Source organism: Pseudoxanthomonas taiwanensis (genome assembly GCF_010093135.1).
In the GTDB taxonomy this organism is placed as follows: Bacteria; Pseudomonadota; Gammaproteobacteria; order Xanthomonadales; family Xanthomonadaceae; genus Pseudoxanthomonas; species Pseudoxanthomonas taiwanensis.
The window spans coordinates 40,233-56,381 of record NZ_PDWK01000010.1 but is presented as its reverse complement, the minus strand read 5'-3'; the positions used below and the strand labels follow the sequence as shown (position 1 = coordinate 56,381).

Here is a 16,149-nt window from a genome sequence, read left to right as displayed (position 1 = left end):
GCCACCTCCCATGCCTGACCCGTCCGATCCGCTCCGGCAGTTCGCCGACACATCCTGTTCGCTCCACGCCCTGGCCCTGGCCCTGGAGCAGCGCGACAGCTACACCGACAGCCACTGCGACCGCGTGTGCAGGCTGGCCCGGCTTCTGGGCCAGCGCCTGGACCTGGACCGCGACCGCCTGGACCACCTGGCGGTGGCGGCGCGCTTCCACGACGTGGGCAAGATCGGTGTGCGCGACGACGTGCTGCTGTTCCCCGGCCGGCTCGACGAAGCCAAGCGCGCGGCCATGCACGCGCACAGCGAGCTGGGCGAACGCCTGTTCCTGGCCACGGGGCGCGACGACGCGGTGCCGGTGGCCGCGATCATCCGCTCCCACCACGAGACCTTCGACGGCAGCGGCTACCCGGACGGCCTGGCCGGCACGGCGATTCCCCTGGAAGCGCGGATCCTGTCGGTGGCCGACCGTTACGACGCGCTGACCTCGCTGCGCCCGTACCGCGCCCTGCTGGGCGCCCACGCCGCCATGGCCGTGCTCGACGGCGAATCCGGCCACAAGATCGACCCGGACGTGTTCCGCAAGCTGCAGGTGCTGCTGCGCCGCCACTCGCACCTGTGACGGCGGCCGGCTAGAGCTGCGACTCCACCGGCAGCCAGCCCACCAGCGCGGCCCCAAGGCGGCGCCAGAACCCGGCGTCCGGCTCGCGGTCCCAGGCCAGCGGCGGCTGCGCCGCATCGTCGTGCCAGCGCAGCCGGCCCTCGCCGTCCAGCGCCAGGCGGTAGGCCAGTTCCGGCGCGGTCTTGCGCCGGTACAGCGCCTCCAGCTCGGCCGCCGCCTGCTCCGACTCGAACAGCAGCCCCATCTCGGTGTTGAGGTTCATCGAGCGCGGGTCCAGGTTGAACGAGCCGACGAAGCCGCCGCGCCCGTCCACCACGAAGGCCTTGGTGTGCAGGCTGGCGCCGCTGGAGCCGAACAGGCTGCCCTCGCGCTCGCCCTGCGCCTTCAGCTCGTACAGCCCCACCCCGGCCCGCAGCAGCGGCACGCGGTAGCCGGCGTAGCCGCCGTGCACCGCGACCACGTCGTTGGCGGCCAGCGAGTTGGTGAGGATGCCGACCTCCACCCCGCGCCGGCGCATGCCGGCCAGCCAGTCGACCCCGGCCTGGCCGGGCACGAAGTACGGCGAGATCAGCCGCAGACTGCGCTCGGCCCGGTCCATGCGCGCCAGCAGCAGTGGCGTGGTCCAGTCCGGGCCCGGCTCGGCGCCCTCGGCCTTCTCCGGCGAATCGGACACCAGCCGCGCGTGCCGGGTCCAGAGCAGGGGCCGGCGTCCCTGCAGCAGCTCGCGCACCTGGCTGGAGCCGCGCAGCCGTTCCAGGTAGGGCCCGGCGCGGTCGGAGCCGTGGCCGGCGCCGAGGCTGCGCCGCGTCCGCTCCAGTGCGCCCTCCGGCGCCCGCACCAGCGCCGCCAGCGGGATGGCCGAGGCGCTGTTCCAGTAGGCGTCGAACACCGCCTCGGCCTGCCCCACCGCATCGCCGACCAGGGCCAGGTCGGTGTCCATGAAGTTCACGTCGGCGGCGGCATCGAAGTACTCGTCGCCGATGTTGCGCCCGCCGACCACCGCGACCCGCCCGTCCGCCAGCCAGGTCTTGTGGTGCATGCGCCGGTTGAGGCTGAAGAAGCGCAACAGCAGCTCCGCGCCGCGCGCCAGCGTGCCGCTGCGCGCGCGGGTCGGGTTGAACAGGCGCACCTCGATGTTGGGATGGGTGTCCAGCGCGGCCAGCGCCGAGTGGCTGCCATGCGCGTTCATGTCGTCCAGCAGCAGGCGCACGCGCACCCCGCGGTCGGCCGCGCGCAGCACTTCGTTGTGCAGCATGTTGCCGGTGAAGTCGTCGTGCCAGATGTAGTACTGCAGGTCCAGGCTGCGCCCGGCCGAACGCGCGGTCATCGCGCGCACGGCAAAGGCGTCGAGGTTGTCGCCCAGGATCACCATGCCGGTCTGGCCCGGGCGCGCGTCGGTGAGCGGCACCACCGCGCGGTCGATCGCGGTCTGCGCGTCGGCCAGCGGCAGGGCCATGACCACCTCGCCGCGCGCGCGCTCGGCGAAGCGGCCGTAGGCGTACAGCGACAGCAGCGAGGCCATGGCGAACACGGCCAGGCCGAGCGCGAGCCACTTGAGGACCTTCTTCGCCTTCGCCTTCATCGCGCCCTCGCCGGTGTGGATCGGCGGATTGTAGGCACGGACCCGCGAGGACGCCGCATGCGGGCGCGCCGCCGTGTCCGGCCTACTCGGCCAGCAGCCGATGCAGCGGCGCGGTCGCCTCCTGGCCTGCCTCGTCCTCGATCCAGGCAGCCCCCGCCGCCACTTCCGGGCGCAACTCGGCCTCGGCCTGCAGCAGCCAGTAGCCATGCCCGGAAGACGCCGGCGCCGGCAGCTGGTCCAGCACCACCAGCCGCCCCTCCTCCAGCAAGGGCCGCACCAGTTCGCGCCGGCCCAGGGCGATGCCCTGCCCGGCCAGCGCGGCCTGGATCACCAGGTCGTACTGGTTGAAGTGCAGGATCGCGCGCGGGCGTGCCTGGCCCCAGCCGATGGAGGCCAGCCAGGGCAGCCACTGGATCCAGGGATAGCCGGGCTTCTCGAAACTCCAGCAGGGTCAGCCCGGCCAGCGCTTCCGGGCCCTCCAGCGCGCCCACTCGCAGCGCCGGGCTGGCGACCGGGACCACGGTCTCATGGAACAGCAGGCGTGCCCCGGGCGGCGCGCGTTCGGCGCTGGTGTAGCGGATCGCCAGGTCGACCCCGTCGTTGCGCAGGTCGACCACGCGGTTGTGCGCCGACACCCGCCCGTCCACGCCGGGATGCCGGGCCTGGAACCGGCTCAGGCGCGGCAGCAGCCACAGCCCGGTGAAGCCGATGGTGGCGCTGACCGTGACCGGCCGGCTGCGGGCGCGCTCGCGCACCGCGCCCAGCGCGTCCTGCAGCTGCTGCAGGGCGGCGTCGGCGCTGCGGAACAGGCGTTCCCCCTCGGCGGTGAAGGCCAGCGAGCGATGGCCGCGGCGGAACAGCCGGGTCCCCAGCTGCTCCTCCAGCGCCTGCACCTGGCGGCTGACCGCCGACTGGGTCAGGCACAGTTCGCGCGCGGCCTCGGTGATGCTCAGCCGCCGTCCGACGGCGACGAAGCCGCGCAGCAGGTCCAGCGAAGGCAAACGGTGCAGGTCCACTCGCATTCCTCCAGCGCATGCGTGTAGTCCGAAATCTCGTTTGAGCCGGACGCTCCGACCACGGTTAATGGCGGCAACCGCAGCTTACACGGATCGCCGCCATGACTTCCCGCATCCCCGAGGATTCCATGACCGCATGCGAACCCGGACCCGGCCGGGCCCGGGTGTGGATGGTGGTGGCGGCGGCCGGCGTGGTGATGGGCCTGGCCCGGGGCCTGCGCCACGTGCAGGGCCTGTTCCTGTTGCCGGTCACCGGGACCCGCGGCTGGTCGCGGGAACTGTTCGGCCTGGCCCTTGCAGTGCAGAACCTGGTCTGGGGCCTGGCCCAGCCGCTGGCGGGCATGGTCGCCGACCGCCACGGCTCCGGGCGGGTGGTCGCCAGCGGCGTGGTGCTGTACGTGCTCGGGCTGTACGGCATGACCCGCGCCACCAGCGCCGCCGGGTTCGTGCTGGCGGCGGGCGTGGTCACCGGCCTGGCCCTGGCCGGGACCGCGTTCGGCGTGGTCTATGCCGCGGTCAGCCGCCAGGTGCCCGGCGAGCGCCGGGCCTGGGCGGTGGGCATGGCCGGCGCGTTGGGCGGACTGGGCCAGTTCCTGCTGGTGCCGGCGACGCAGGGGCTGATCGAAGGCCTGGGCTGGCAGGGCGCGCTGCTGGCCGGTGCCGCGGCGTTCGCCCTGGTGCTGCCGCTGGCGCGGGTGCTGCGCGAACCGCGCCCGGCCGCCGGTGCGCAGTCCGCTCCCCCGCAGGCGCTGGGCGAAGCCCTGCGCGAGGCCTGCGGCCATCGCGGCTTCTGGCTGCTCAACCTGGGCTTCCTCGCCTGCGGCTTCCAGCTGGCCTTCATCGCCAACCACCTGCCCGCCTACCTGGCCGACCGCGGCCTGGCGCCGGAGGCGGCGGTGGCCGCGCTGGCCACGATCGCGCTGGCGAACGTGGCCGGGATCTACGCCTGCGGCGTGCTCGGCGGCCGCTACCGGCCCAAGTACCTGCTCGCCGGGATCTACCTGGCGCGCAGTGTCGCCATCGCCCTGTTCGTGCTGCTGCCGCCGGGGCCGTGGACGCTCTACCCCTTCGCCGCGGTCATGGGCCTGATGTGGCTGGGCACGGTACCGCTGACCAACGGCGTGCTGTCCGGGGTGTTCGGGCTGCGCTACCTCGGCACCCTGTTCGGCCTGGTGTTCATCGGCCACCAGCTGGGCTCGTTCCTGGGCGTGTGGATGGGCGGGCGCGTGTTCGAGGCGACCGGTTCCTACGCCCTGGTGTGACTGCTGGCCATCGCCCTGGGCGTGCTCGCCGCCGCCCTGCACTGGCCGATCGACGACCGCCCGCTGCTCCGCTCCCCCGCGCCGGCCGCCGCATGAGCCGCCTCCGCGCCGCCGTCGCGCTGCTGGCCGCCTCGGTGGCGTGCGTGCTGCTGTTCGCGGCCTGGCTGCACCCGCGCGTGGTCGCCGCCTGGCTGGGCGCCTGGACCACCGCGCTGTGCGGATGACCCCCGCTCCATGGAGTTCCGATGCGCATCCACTACGACAACGAACAGCATGCCGCCGACTTCATCCGCCTCAACGAAGCCTGGATCGGCGAGTACTTCCGGCTCGAGGAAGCCGACCGCGCGCTGGCACGCGACCCGATGCGGATCGTGCGCGAGGGCGGCTCGATCCTGACCCTCAGCAACCGCGGCGAGGTCATCGGTGCCTGCGCGCTGCTGCGCGAGGAGGACGGGGTGATGCAGCTGGCGCGCATGGCCGTGGCCGCCGGCGAACGCGGCAAGGGCTGGGGCCGGATCCTGCTGGCCACGGCGCTGCAGCGGGCGCGCCAGCTGGGCGCCAGGCGCGTGCGCCTGTTTTCGAACACGCGCCTGGGCGCCGCCATCCACCTCTACGAGGCCTTCGGCTTCCGCGCGGTGCACCGCGGCCCGCACCCCCGGTACGCCCGCTGCAACATCGTGATGGAATGCGAGCTGCCGCCGGTCGAGGCAGGCGGCACGCCATCCACGGATCCGGCCCCGGAGGTCGAGGCATGAGCCCTTCCCACACGCGTCCGGTGGCGATCGTCACCGGCGGCAGCCACGGCATCGGCCGCTGCGTCGTCGAACGGCTGCATGCCGGCGGCCATGCGGTGCTGTTCACCCATTCGTCCCCGGATGCGGAAGCGGCCGCGCTGCAGGCGGCGCTGGATCCGTCCGCGCGCAGCTGCCGGGCGCTGCGCCTGGACGTCACCGCCGCCGATGCCGCGCCCCGGCTGTTCGATGCCGCCGAGGCACTGGGACCGGTGGCCGCGCTGGTCAACAACGCCGGCGTGACCGGGCGGCTGGGCCCGATCGAGGCGCTGGACGACGCCGACCTGGAACGCATCCTCGCGGTGAACCTGGCCGCGCCGGTGCGCCTGTGCCGCGAGGCCGCGCGGCGCTGGCGCGGGCGCCAGGCACGCTCGGACATCGTCAACATCAGCTCGGTGGCCGCGCGCACCGGCTCCCCCGGCGAATACGTGGCCTATGCCGCCTCCAAGGCCGCGCTGGAAGCGCTCACCGTGGGCCTGGCGCGCGAACTGGCGCCACACCGCATCCACGTCAACGCGGTGGCACCGGGCACCATCGACACCACCATCCACCATCCACGCGCACGCCGGCGAACCCGGGCGCGCGGCGCGGGTCGCCGCGCGCATCCCGATGCAGCGTCCCGGCCAGCCGGAGGAAGTCGCCGCGGCGGTGGCCTGGCTGCTGTCCGCGCAGGCGTCCTGCGGGACCGGCAGCGTGCTTGCGGTCACCGGCGGCCTGTAGCGCGCCGGTCCGCCGTTCCGCCACCGGAACATGGCGGACGTATGCTGCCCGCATCCCCCACTAGGAGCACCGCCATGTCACGGGTGACCGCCACCGTCCGCAAGCCCAAGAGCGCGGAATTCAAGACCCGCCTGCTCGATGCCGTGCACGCCGCCCTGGTCGCCTCCGGGGTTCCGGAAACCGACCGCTTCCAGCGCGTGCTGGAGCTGGAAGCGGCCGACTTCCGCTACGACCCCAGCTATCCGGACCTGTCCTCGCCGCGCGGCGAGGACTTCGTCCTGATAGAGATCCTGTGGTCGGCCGGACGCAGCGTGAAGGTGAAGAAGAAGCTGCTGGCCGACCTGATGCAGCGGCTGGAAGCGCAAGGCCTGGATCCGGAGCAGGTGATGGTCTGCTTCAAGGAGACCACCTGGGAAAACTGGGCCTTCGCCGGTGGCCGGCTGATCCACGCCTAGCCCGCATCCGGCCGCATCGCGCGCTAGCATCGCCGCGACGCGCCCCGACACGGAGCCCCCATGCAGATCCGCAGTGCCACGCCAGAGGACGCCGCGGCCATCGCCGCGATCTACAACCCCTACGTCGCCGACACCTGCATCACCTTCGAGACCGCGCCGGTATCGGCGGCGGAGATGCGGACGCGCATCGGCGAAACCCTCGAGGCCGGCCTGCCATGGCTGGTGGCTGCCGAAGCCGGCGCGGTCCGCGGCTATGCCTACGCCTCGCGCTGGAGGGGCCGCTGTGCCTACCGCTACTCGGTCGAAACCACGGTCTACCTCGACCAGGCCTGCACCGGTCGCGGCATCGGGCGGACGCTGTACTCGGCCCTGCTCGGGCAGCTGCGCGCGGACGGCATGCGGACCGCCATCGGCGGCATTGCCCTGCCCAACCCCGCCAGCGTGGCCCTGCACGAGCGCCTGGGCTTCCGCAACGTGGCCCGCTTCCGCGAGGTCGGCTTCAAGCAGGACCGCTGGATCGACGTCGGCTACTGGCAGCTGATGCTGCAGGGGTCCTGACCGCCACGCCGATCCACGGCGCCAGCCAGCGCAACCAGCGCGGACGCCAGGCCAGGGCGAACGCCACCGCCAGCGCCGCACCGGCCAGGGCCATCACCCAGACCAGTACCGCCATGCTGGCGTGGTCGGCGGCCAGGGCCAGCAGGAGGCCGACGAAGAGCGCCGTGCCGCCCAGCACCCGCAGTAGTCGCGCAGCACCCGGTCCAAGCGCCCTGCCCCAGGCCTGGCGCGCGTGCACGTCCATGGCCAGCGCCAGCCAGCCCATGCCGGCCACGCAGGCCAGCAGGGTTGCGGCATGCAGGAGGGCATCAGGCATGCACCGCCTCCCCCTGCCCGGCCGCGGCCCCACGCAGCGCGGCTGCGGCCGCGGCAGGGCGGGCCTTGCGCCCAAGACGGACTGCGACGGAAGCGGAAATCGCCGCGGCCGCCAGCAGCGACAGGTCCACGCCCGCCACCGGCCAGTAGCCCTGGCCGATGGTGCGCAGCAGGTGGTCGCCAGTGGTGATCCAGTTCAGCACCGGCGCGGCCACGGCCAGCAGCGCAATCGCCCAGGCCTGCTCGCGCCAGGCCGGATTGGGCAGTCCGCGCGCCACCGGCGCGCTGCGCCAGGCGGCATGCACCAGCGAAGCCAGCCAGGTGCCCCAGAACGCCCAGCGCTCCCAGTCGCCACGCCCGGGCAGGTCTTCCGGCAACACGCGGTTGGCCACCAGGATGCCCAGGGTCGCCAGGACCATGCCGGTCACCGCGGCCACCGCCAGTGCGTCGACGATGCGCGCCCCCTGGCTGCCGCGCGCGGCATGCTGGCGCTTGCGCTTCTCCACGAAGAACAGGAAGCCGGTGGCGATGCATGCCGCCCCGCTGAGTCCGCCCAGCACGTACAGCCAGCGCAGCAGCCAGTGGCGGAAATGCTGCAGGTGCAGGCCGGTGAGGAACTCCGCCACCCGCGCCGCCGGCGTGGCCGGCGGATCCTCGCGCAGCAGCTCTCCGGTATCGGCCTTGAAGTGGATGCCCTGCCCGACCAGGGCGATGCGGTCGGTGCCGGCGCGGTACACGCTGACGTAGCCGTTGGCATCGCCCACGTGCTGCAGCACCAGGAAGCCGACATCGCCGGCCATGCCCCGCGCCTCCCAGCGTCGCTGCGCCTCGGCCACCATCGCATCCACGTTGGCCAGCCCCGCAGGCACGCCGGAACGGCCGTGCGGCAGGCCCAGTGCGGCGGCCTCGTGCTTCTCGTGCAACTCGTGCAGGTCGTGCAGCTGGGTGTGGCCAACCGGGAAGTAGTAGGTCGAAGCGAAGATCAGCAGTCCGGTGAAGGCGAAGAAGAAGTGGAACGGAAGCGCGACCACGCCGGTGAGGTTGTGCAGGTCCAGCACGCTGCGCAGGCGGGCACGGTCGGGGCGGAAGGTGAAGAGCTCGCGGAACAGCCTGCGGTGCATGACCGCGCCGCTGACCAGGGCCGCCAGCATCGCCATGGCGGCCAGGCCCACGATCCAGAAACCCAGGTTCTTCCAGTCCACGGTCAGGCTGTAGTGCATCGGGTAGAAGAACCCGCTGCCGATCTTCAGCTGGTCGTCCCGCAGCGCCGAGCCGTCACGCGGATCGATCGTGCCCAGCGCGTACAGCTGCTCGTCCGGGTCCCTGGCGCCAGGCACTTCCCAGCCGGCGTAGATCGCCAACACCGGATCGCGATGCGTGGTGTAGGCGCTCCAGTAGGCGATGCGGTCGAAGCGTTCCGGCATCGGCCCATCCACCCGCGGGCGCATCGCCTCGACCAGGGCCGGATCCGGCTGCAGGCGCTCGAACGCCGGCCGCAGCACCCGTTCGAACGAGGGCATGGGCTGCGGCTCGAAGCGCGTGGCCGGCAGCGCCCAGCGGTCGATCTCGCGGTCGAACACCGACAGGGCGCCGAAGAAGAACGCAGCCATCAGCACGAAGCCGAGGACCAGGCCGAACCAGGTATGCAGCCATGCCATGGCCTGGCGGAAGTTCTGGAACATGCGTGGTCTCCTTCAGGCCATCGTCGATTGCACGAACGAGCCCAGCGCCGCCAGCAGCGCACCGCCGCCGAGCAGCCCCAGCCAGGCCCAGGCCGGATTGCGGCGCCCGGCCACCACGCCCAGCAGCACCGCCAGCCACAGCAGCAGGCCCAGCGCGCTGGCGACGAACTCGGCATCGTGGAATTCCATCCCGGCCTTGAACATCAACGCCATGCCAGCGGCAATGAAGCCCCAGGCGAAGACATAGCCGCCCACCACGCCGGCACCGACCCGCGCGGCAAGCTGCAGGCGTGGATGGCGGGAACGGATCGACGTGGCGGACATGGCTGCGTGGTTCCGTGGGGAGCGTGGTCGATCAGAAGCGCCAGTCGAGGGTGACGCTGTAGTTGGCCGGCGCGCCGTAGTAGCCGCTGTAGCGCAGGGTGTTGATGTACTTCTCGTTGAACGCGTTGTTGACGTTCAGGCGCAGGCTGGCGTTGTCGAGGAAGTCCCAGGCCATGAACGCATTGACCACGGCGTAGCTGTCCTGGCGCACGCGCAGGCCGCTGCTTTCGACGTTGGAGACCTCGCTCTGCCAGCGCCCGCCGATGCCATAGGACAGCGGCGCGTAGCCGGGCGCACGCGCGCTCAGCACCAGGTTCGCCGAGCGCCGCGGCACCCACGGATAGGTGTCATCGCCGTTGAGGCCATCCAGCTTGAGCGCGGTATAGCCCAGCACCAGGTCGAGGTTGTCGGTGAGCCGGCCGACCGCTTCCAGCTCGATGCCGCGGGCTTCCACGTCCACCGGCGCGTAGATGCTCTGGCCGTATTGGTTGTACTGGCCTGTCGGCGTGGCCAGGCCCTGCTGGTCGGCCTTGAACACGGCCACGGTGGTCAGCAGGCGCTGGTCCAGCCATTCGGCCTTGATGCCGGCCTCGTAGTTCACGCCCTTGCTGGGATCGAGGTAGCGGTCGTTGGCGTCGACCTGGTCCTGCGGCTGGTAGATGTCCGAATAGCTGACGTAGCCCAGCACGTGGTCGCTGAAGTCGAAGGTCAGGCCGGCATAGGGGCTGGTATGGCTGGTGGTCTGGTCGAAGCCGAGGTCGTAGGACCAGCCGTCGCGGCGGTAGCGCGCGTGGTTGGCGCCGACGATGAGGTTGAGGCGTTCTGTCAGCGAGATGCGGGTGGCGCCGAACGCGCGTGCCAGGCGCTGGTTGAGCAGCGAGTACTGCGACCGTTCGCTCCAGGCCGGTTCCGGGATCGCTTCGGTCGGGTACGGGAACGGCGGCAGCGGGCCCCAGGCCGGCGAGGAGAAGTCGGCGGTGCGCTCGTGGTTGATCGCTTCGCTGCGCGAAAGGGACACGCCGACCATCGCCTGCTGCTCGCGCCCGAACAGCTCGAACGTGCCATCCAGGCTGACCTGGCCCAGGTGCGCGGTCGATTCGTCGTCGCCGCCCCATGGATAGCCGACCAGGCCCAGGCCGGTGCCAGGCTCCAGCCCCGTGCCCTGCCCGTCATAGGCATAGAACATGCGCTCGTCGCCGGTGGCGCGCCGGTAGTTGTAGGCGGCCTTCAGCTGCCAGGCGTCGCCGAGGCGGTGTGTGTACTCGACGAAGGCGGTGTGGTTGGTGGTGTTCCACCAGGTCCAGTCCTGGGTGGTGGTGGCATCGCGCGGCCATTCGTTCTGGGTTCCGTCGCTGTCCATGAACACCAGCGCGCCCCACATGATCCCGTCGGACTTCGCCCGCTGGTACGAGTAGCCGATGGCCAGCGTGCCGTTCTCGCCGACCTGGCCATCGACCACGCCGTAGACGAAGTCGCGCTGGTTGCTGTTGGCGCGCAGCCAGGAATCGCCGTCCTCGTGCGCGGCCACCACGCGGCCGGCCCAGGTGGCGTCGGCGGTGAACGGCGTGGAGTAGTCCGCCTCGGCGCGCATCGTGCTCCACGAGCCGTAGCTGAGGCCGAACATGCCCTGCGCATGGTTGGTCGGGCGCTTGCGCACGTAGTTGATCGTGCCGGCGGCGTTGCCCACGCCGGTCAGCAGGCCGTTGGCGCCGCGGATCACCTCGACCTTCTCGTAGCCGAAGGTATCCATCGCGCCGGTGGCGATCCCCCAGCTGTTGGGCATGCCGACGCCGTCGATCTGGGTGTTGAGGATATCGAAGCCGCGCGCGCTGTAGCTGGTGCGGTTGGTTTCCCATTCGTCCACGCGCACGCCGGTGGCCAGGCGCAGCGCGTCGTTGACGCTGTTGGCGCCGAACTGGCGCATCAGTTCGCTGGACACCACGCTGATCGACTGCGGCGTGTCCTTGATCTCCAGGTCCAGGTTGGTCGCGCCGTTGCTGACGCGGCTGGCGCGCTGCGCGACCACCAGGACCGCGTCCAGCTCGGTGGCGGCCGGCTCGCCGCTCTCCCCGGCCAGCACGGACGCGGCGGGCGCGGCCAGCACGACGGCCATCGCCACCCACGCGGCAAGGGTGCGGCGGCGGGGGGCAGGCATCGGGACGGGAAACGACGGGTTGCAGCGAGGACTCATGTGACGACTCCGGGAAGGACATGGGAGGCCGGCCGCCGGGCCACGGCCCCGCCCGCGCAAGCCAACTGCGATGGCGGCTTCAGGCATGGGCGGCATGGACCAGTGGCATGGCGGTGGCGGCAGCGGAAGCGCCCCGGCCGGCCGCTCATGCGTCCGGTGCCGGGCTGTGCAGCCTGCTGCCTTGGAGTGCCTCGCCTTTCCCCGCGCTGCATCGGCGGGTGCGGGTCCGTGCGGCCGTCCTGGGTGGCGCTGCTGCACGCATTAAATGCGAATCGATCTCATTCCGCAAGCGCCATGGCCCTGCCCCGGCAGTACGGCGCGGATCAGGGATCGATGGCGATGCCCAGCCGGCGGCACACCGGCCCGGCCAGGACCGCACCCAGCACGGCGCTGGGGAAGCCGTACGGCAGTACCGGCACATACGCCATGGACGCCCCCCGGCATCGGGCCGGATGCAGTCCACGTAACCGGTCCACAGCCGCCAGGGCGCGAACAGCGCGCAGGCGCCCACCGCGCGCAGCGGATTGGCGGTGGCCAGCGAGGCCAGCGCCGGCAGCAGCGGCGGCAGGACGAAGACACCCGGGCCGATGGCGAACCGGCGCAGGTCCCGGCCATGGCAGGCGAACCCCGGCACGGCCTGGAAGCCGATCACCGCCGTGACCGCGAGGAGGCCGGCAAGCCGCGCGCGGGATCGTCGGATACGCAGGGGCCTGCCGCACGAAACGAAACACCCGGCCGGGGCCGGGTGTTTCGATGGTTGCCTACCTGGCCTTGCCCTGGGCGGCGACCGCCGCGGCGGCGCGGGCCGCGGCTTCCGGGTCGCCCAGGTAGCGGTGCGAGACCACCTTCAGCTCGTCGTCCAGCTCGAACAGCAGCGGGATGCCGGTGGGAATGTTCAGTTCGAGGATGTCCTCGTTGGAGACGTTGTTGAGGTACTTGTACAGCGCGCGCAGCGAGTTGCCGTGCGCGGCCACCAGCACCGTCCTGCCCGCCTTCAGCGACGGGGCGATGGCGTCGTGCCAGTACGGCAGCACCCGGTCCAGGGTGGTGGCCAGCGACGCGGTCGACGGCAGCGCGTTGCGGTCCAGCCCGGCGTAGCGCGGGTCGTTGGCCGGATGGCCCGGGTCGGCGGCGGCCATCGCCGGCGGCGGGGTGTCGTAGGAGCGGCGCCAGATCTTGACCTGCTCCTCGCCGTGCTTGGCCGCGGTCTCGGCCTTGTCCAGGCCCTGCAGCGCGCCGTAGTGGCGCTCGTTGAGGCGCCAGCTCTTGTGCACCGGGATCCAGTCCTGGTCCAGCTCGGCCAGGGCCAGGTTGAGGGTGCGGATGGCGCGCTTGAGCACCGAGGTGTAGGCCACGTCGAAGCGCAGGCCCTCCTCGCGCATCAGCCGCCCGCCGGCCACCGCCTCGGCGCGGCCCTGGTCGGTGAGGTCGACGTCGACCCAGCCGGTGAAGCGGTTCTCGAGGTTCCACTGGCTCTGGCCGTGGCGCAGCAGGACAAGCTTGCGGGTCACTGTGGGAATCTCCGGGTGGGGATGACGGACGGGCGCCGATTGTACCGGCGCGGCCGCGCCCTCGCCCGCGCTTCACCGCGCCCGGCCATAATCGGGCCGATGAGCGTTTCCGCCTCCGATCCCTTCCCCGGCTGGGACGGCAGCATCGCCGGCGCGCGCCAGCTGCAGCGGCAGCTGGCCGCGCAGGTGCGCCTGCAGGACGCGCTGGCGGACGCGCCGCGCACCGTGGCCGGCTTCGATGTCGGCTTCGACGACGGCGGTGCCACCACCCGCGCCGCCGCGGTGCTGCTGGACGCGGACACGCTGCAGCCGCTGGAGCGCCATCTGGTGCGGGTCCCGACCCGGATGCCCTACGTGCCGGGCCTGCTCAGCTTCCGCGAGCTGCCGGCCCTGCTGCACGCGCTGGACCGTTTCTCCACGGCGCCGGACCTGGTGATGGTGGACGGCCAGGGCATCGCCCATCCGCGCCGGCTGGGCATCGCCGCGCACTTCGGCGTGGCCACCGGCCTGCCCACCGTGGGCGGGGCCAAGCGCCTGCTGTGCGGCCACTTCGACCCGCCCGGCCCGCGGCCCGGCGACCGCAGCCCGGTGCTGCACCAGGGCGAGGTGGTCGGCATGGCCCTGCGCAGCAAGGCGCGCTGCAACCCGCTGATCGTCTCGCCGGGGCCCCGCGTCTCGCTGGACGGCGCGGTGGCGCTGGTCCTGCGCTGCCTGGCCGGCTACCGCCTGCCCGAGCCCACTCGCCTGGCCGACCGCCTGGCCTCCCGGCGCGACGGGGCGGCACGCCGGGGCTGACCCGGTGCAACACTGCATCGCCGGCATACACGCGTCGCGGCACCCGCTCCGTGCCATGCTGCGGGCAGTCCCACCGGAGGTCGCCGCCATGACCACCTTCATCGAACCGCGCGTGCACGAGCTGGGCGAGGGATTCCAGGTGCGCCGCGCCGTACCCACCCTGCAGGCACGCAGCGTCGGCCCGTTCGTGTTCGTGGACCACATGGGCCCGGCGGTGTTCGAGCCCGGCCGCGGCATCGACGTGCGCCCGCACCCGCACATCGGCCTGGCGACGGTGACCTTCCTGTGGGACGGCGCCATCCGCCACCGCGACAGCCTCGGCTCGGACCAGGTGATCCGCCCGGGCGACGTGAACTGGATGACCGCCGGCCGCGGCATCGTCCACTCCGAACGCACGCCCGCGCCCGAACGCGCCCACGGCGCCGGCGTGCACGGCATGCAGACCTGGGTGGCCCTGCCCCGCACGCACGAGGAAGCCGAGCCGTCCTTCCACCACCACGCCGCCGACACCCTGCCGTGGCAGCAGCGCGGCGGCGCCCTGTTGCGGGTGATCGCCGGCCGCGCCTACGGCGAGGAAGCGCCGGTGCGGGTGTTCGCCGACACCCTCGCGGTGGCCCTGGACCTGGAACCGGACGCGGAGCTGGCGCTGGACGCCGGCCACGCCGAGCGGGCGCTGTACATCCTCGAAGGCCAGGCGCAGCTGGATGGCGCGGACGTGCCGGCGCGGCACCTGATCCTGCCCGACCCCGGCCAGCCGAAGCTGCGCGCGCTCACCCCGCTCAAGGCGGTGCTGCTGGGCGGCGAGCCGCTCGACGGCCGCCGCCACCTGTGGTGGAACTTCGTCTCCAGTTCGCGCGAGCGCATCGAGCAGGCCAAGCAGGACTGGCTGGAGGGCCGCTTCGGCCGGATCGAGGGCGACGAGGAGTTCATCCCGCTTCCGCCCTACTGACCCGTATGCCGACCCGCGGCTGGCGCCGTCTCAACGCGATATGCGACTCTTATCGCCTTGCATACGCCCGGCGGGTTAGGATGTTGCGATGCAACACCATCAGCCCAAGCGTGGTCAGTCCATGCTCTACCAGCTGCACGAACTCAACCGCGCGATGATGGCGCCCTGGGTCCACCTGGCCGAGGCCAACGCGCGCATCTTCTCCGACCCGTCGAGCTGGGTGTCCACCCTGCCGGGGGCCGAGCGGATCGCCGCCTCCAACGAGCTGATCCACCGGCTGGGCAAGGACTACGAGAAGCCGCCCTGGAACATCCACGAGGTCGAGGTCGAGGGCCGGGTGGTGCCGGTGCTGGAGCAGGAGGTCATCCGCAAGCCCTTCTGCCGGCTGGTGCGGTTCAAGCGCTTCAGCGACGACGCCGCCACCATCGCCGCGCTCAAGGCCGACCCGGTGGTGCTGGTGGTGGCGCCGCTGTCCGGCCACCATGCCACCCTGCTGCGCGACACCGTCCGCACCCTGCTGCGCGACCACAAGGTCTACGTGACCGACTGGATCGACGCGCGCATGGTGCCGGCCGCCGAGGGTGCCTTCAGCCTGGACGACTACATCGCCTACGTGGAGGAGTTCATCCGCCACATCGGCGCCGAACGCCTGCACGTGGTCTCGGTGTGCCAGCCGACCGTACCGGTGCTGGCCGCGGTCTCGCTGATGGCCGCGCGTGGCGAGCCTGTGCCGCGCTCGCTGGTGATGATGGGCGGCCCGATCGACGCCCGCCGCAGCCCCACCGCGGTCAACAACCTGGCCACGCGCAATCCGCTGTCCTGGTTCGAGAACAACGTCATCCACACCGTCCCGCCGCCGTACCCCGGCGAGGGCCGCGCGGTGTACCCCGGTTTCCTGCAGCATGCCGGCTTCATCGCCATGAACCCCAGCCGCCACTTCATGTCGCACTGGGACTTCTACTGCAACCTGGTCAAGGGCGACCTGCAGGACGCCGAGGCCCACCGCCGCTTCTACGACGAGTACAACGCCGTGCTGGACATGCCGGCCGAGTACTACCTGGACACCATCCGCATCGTGTTCCAGGAGTTCCTGCTGCCGCGCGGCAAGTGGAAGGTGCGCGGCGAGCCGGTCAGGCCGGCCGCCATCCGCGGCACGGCGATGATGACCATCGAGGGCGAGCTGGACGACATCTCCGGCCTCGGCCAGACCCGGGCCGCGCACGACCTGTGCACCGGCATCGCCGAGGCGGACAAATGCCACCTCACCGTCGAGGGCGCCGGCCACTACGGCATCTTCAGCGGCCGCCGCTGGCGCGAGAAGGTCTACCCGCAGGTGCGCGACTTCATCGCCCGCCACGCCGGCTAGCGCGGCGTGGCGGTGG

At 72.1% G+C, this 16,149-nt stretch carries 16 protein-coding genes and 1 pseudogene; 9 read left to right on the top strand and 8 right to left on the bottom strand.

Features of this window, described 5'->3' with window-relative positions; genetic code table 11:
* Positions 1-10 precede the first annotated feature (10 nt).
* Positions 11-616 (top strand): HD-GYP domain-containing protein, encoded by a 606-nt coding sequence (locus CR938_RS03435; RefSeq protein ID WP_162123672.1) that lies wholly within the window; start codon positions 11-13, stop codon positions 614-616.
* A 10-nt stretch (positions 617-626) separates the two neighbouring features.
* Here the strand turns inward: CR938_RS03435 and CR938_RS03430 are convergent, their stop codons facing one another.
* The 3 genes and pseudogenes from CR938_RS03430 to CR938_RS14755 form a co-directional block, all read right to left on the bottom strand.
* On the bottom strand, positions 627-2,198 hold the full coding sequence (locus tag CR938_RS03430) for a phospholipase D family protein (protein WP_162123666.1): 1,572 nt from the start codon (positions 2,196-2,198) through the stop codon (positions 627-629).
* A gap of 82 nt (positions 2,199-2,280) precedes the next feature.
* Positions 2,281-2,586, bottom strand: a complete 306-nt coding sequence (locus CR938_RS14760) for a LysR substrate-binding domain-containing protein (protein WP_281350210.1) — start codon at positions 2,584-2,586, stop codon at positions 2,281-2,283.
* Positions 2,587-2,707: 121 nt separating this feature from the next.
* Positions 2,708-3,220 (bottom strand): annotated as a pseudogene (locus CR938_RS14755) (LysR family transcriptional regulator); the annotation flags it as partial.
* Positions 3,221-3,315: 95 nt separating this feature from the next.
* On the opposite strand from CR938_RS14755, the gene CR938_RS03420 reads away from it, so the two are divergent.
* The 5 genes from CR938_RS03420 to CR938_RS03400 all read left to right on the top strand — a co-directional run bounded on the left by CR938_RS03420 (position 3,316) and on the right by CR938_RS03400 (position 7,000).
* Positions 3,316-4,476: an MFS transporter gene (locus CR938_RS03420; RefSeq protein ID WP_246190954.1), complete on the top strand. Its 1,161-nt coding sequence runs from the start codon at positions 3,316-3,318 to the stop codon at positions 4,474-4,476.
* Positions 4,477-4,568: 92 nt separating this feature from the next.
* Positions 4,569-4,700, top strand: coding sequence for a hypothetical protein (locus tag CR938_RS14750; protein WP_281350209.1), 132 nt, complete (start codon positions 4,569-4,571; stop codon positions 4,698-4,700).
* 21 nt (positions 4,701-4,721) lie between these two features.
* Positions 4,722-5,231 carry a GNAT family N-acetyltransferase gene (locus tag CR938_RS03415; protein WP_019398466.1) on the top strand — a complete coding sequence of 170 codons (510 nt, stop codon included), beginning with the start codon at positions 4,722-4,724 and terminating at the stop codon, positions 5,229-5,231.
* Complete coding sequence (locus CR938_RS14425; protein WP_211365164.1) at positions 5,228-6,442, top strand: SDR family NAD(P)-dependent oxidoreductase; 1,215 nt, start codon at positions 5,228-5,230, stop codon at positions 6,440-6,442. Before CR938_RS03415 ends, CR938_RS14425 begins: the two co-directional genes overlap by 4 nt.
* A gap of 60 nt (positions 6,443-6,502) precedes the next feature.
* Entirely contained in the window at positions 6,503-7,000 is a 498-nt protein-coding gene (locus tag CR938_RS03400) for an arsinothricin resistance N-acetyltransferase ArsN1 family B (protein WP_162123664.1), read from the top strand.
* Here the strand turns inward: CR938_RS03400 and CR938_RS03395 are convergent.
* The 5 genes from CR938_RS03395 to gpmA form a co-directional block, all read right to left on the bottom strand.
* Positions 6,942-7,316: a DUF3325 domain-containing protein gene (locus tag CR938_RS03395; protein ID WP_162123663.1), complete on the bottom strand. Its 375-nt coding sequence runs from the start codon at positions 7,314-7,316 to the stop codon at positions 6,942-6,944. The genes CR938_RS03400 and CR938_RS03395 overlap by 59 nt on opposite strands.
* Positions 7,309-8,997 carry a PepSY-associated TM helix domain-containing protein gene (locus CR938_RS03390; RefSeq protein ID WP_162123662.1) on the bottom strand — a complete coding sequence of 563 codons (1,689 nt, stop codon included), beginning with the start codon at positions 8,995-8,997 and terminating at the stop codon, positions 7,309-7,311. Before CR938_RS03390 ends, CR938_RS03395 begins: the two co-directional genes overlap by 8 nt.
* A 12-nt stretch (positions 8,998-9,009) precedes the next feature.
* Positions 9,010-9,321, bottom strand: coding sequence for a hypothetical protein (locus CR938_RS03385; protein WP_019398461.1), 312 nt, complete (start codon positions 9,319-9,321; stop codon positions 9,010-9,012).
* 31 nt (positions 9,322-9,352) lie between these two features.
* The gene (locus tag CR938_RS03380) at positions 9,353-11,476 is read right to left on the bottom strand and encodes a TonB-dependent siderophore receptor (protein ID WP_246190953.1); all 2,124 of its coding nucleotides are present in this window, start codon (positions 11,474-11,476) and stop codon (positions 9,353-9,355) included.
* A 797-nt stretch (positions 11,477-12,273) separates the two neighbouring features.
* Entirely contained in the window at positions 12,274-13,023 is a 750-nt protein-coding gene (gene gpmA, locus CR938_RS03370) for a 2,3-diphosphoglycerate-dependent phosphoglycerate mutase (protein WP_162123661.1), read from the bottom strand.
* Between gpmA and nfi the strand changes: the two genes are divergently transcribed.
* The 3 genes from nfi to CR938_RS03355 all read left to right on the top strand — a co-directional run bounded on the left by nfi (position 12,994) and on the right by CR938_RS03355 (position 16,133).
* Positions 12,994-13,818 (top strand): deoxyribonuclease V, encoded by an 825-nt coding sequence (gene nfi, locus CR938_RS03365; RefSeq protein WP_246190952.1) that lies wholly within the window; start codon positions 12,994-12,996, stop codon positions 13,816-13,818. The two genes, gpmA and nfi, sit on opposite strands and share 30 nt — an antisense overlap.
* An 88-nt stretch (positions 13,819-13,906) precedes the next feature.
* On the top strand, positions 13,907-14,767 hold the full coding sequence (locus tag CR938_RS03360; protein ID WP_162123659.1) for a pirin family protein: 861 nt from the start codon (positions 13,907-13,909) through the stop codon (positions 14,765-14,767).
* Positions 14,768-14,888: 121 nt separating this feature from the next.
* The gene (locus CR938_RS03355; protein ID WP_162123670.1) at positions 14,889-16,133 is read left to right on the top strand and encodes a polyhydroxyalkanoate depolymerase; all 1,245 of its coding nucleotides are present in this window, start codon (positions 14,889-14,891) and stop codon (positions 16,131-16,133) included.
* Positions 16,134-16,149: the final 16 nt, after the last annotated feature.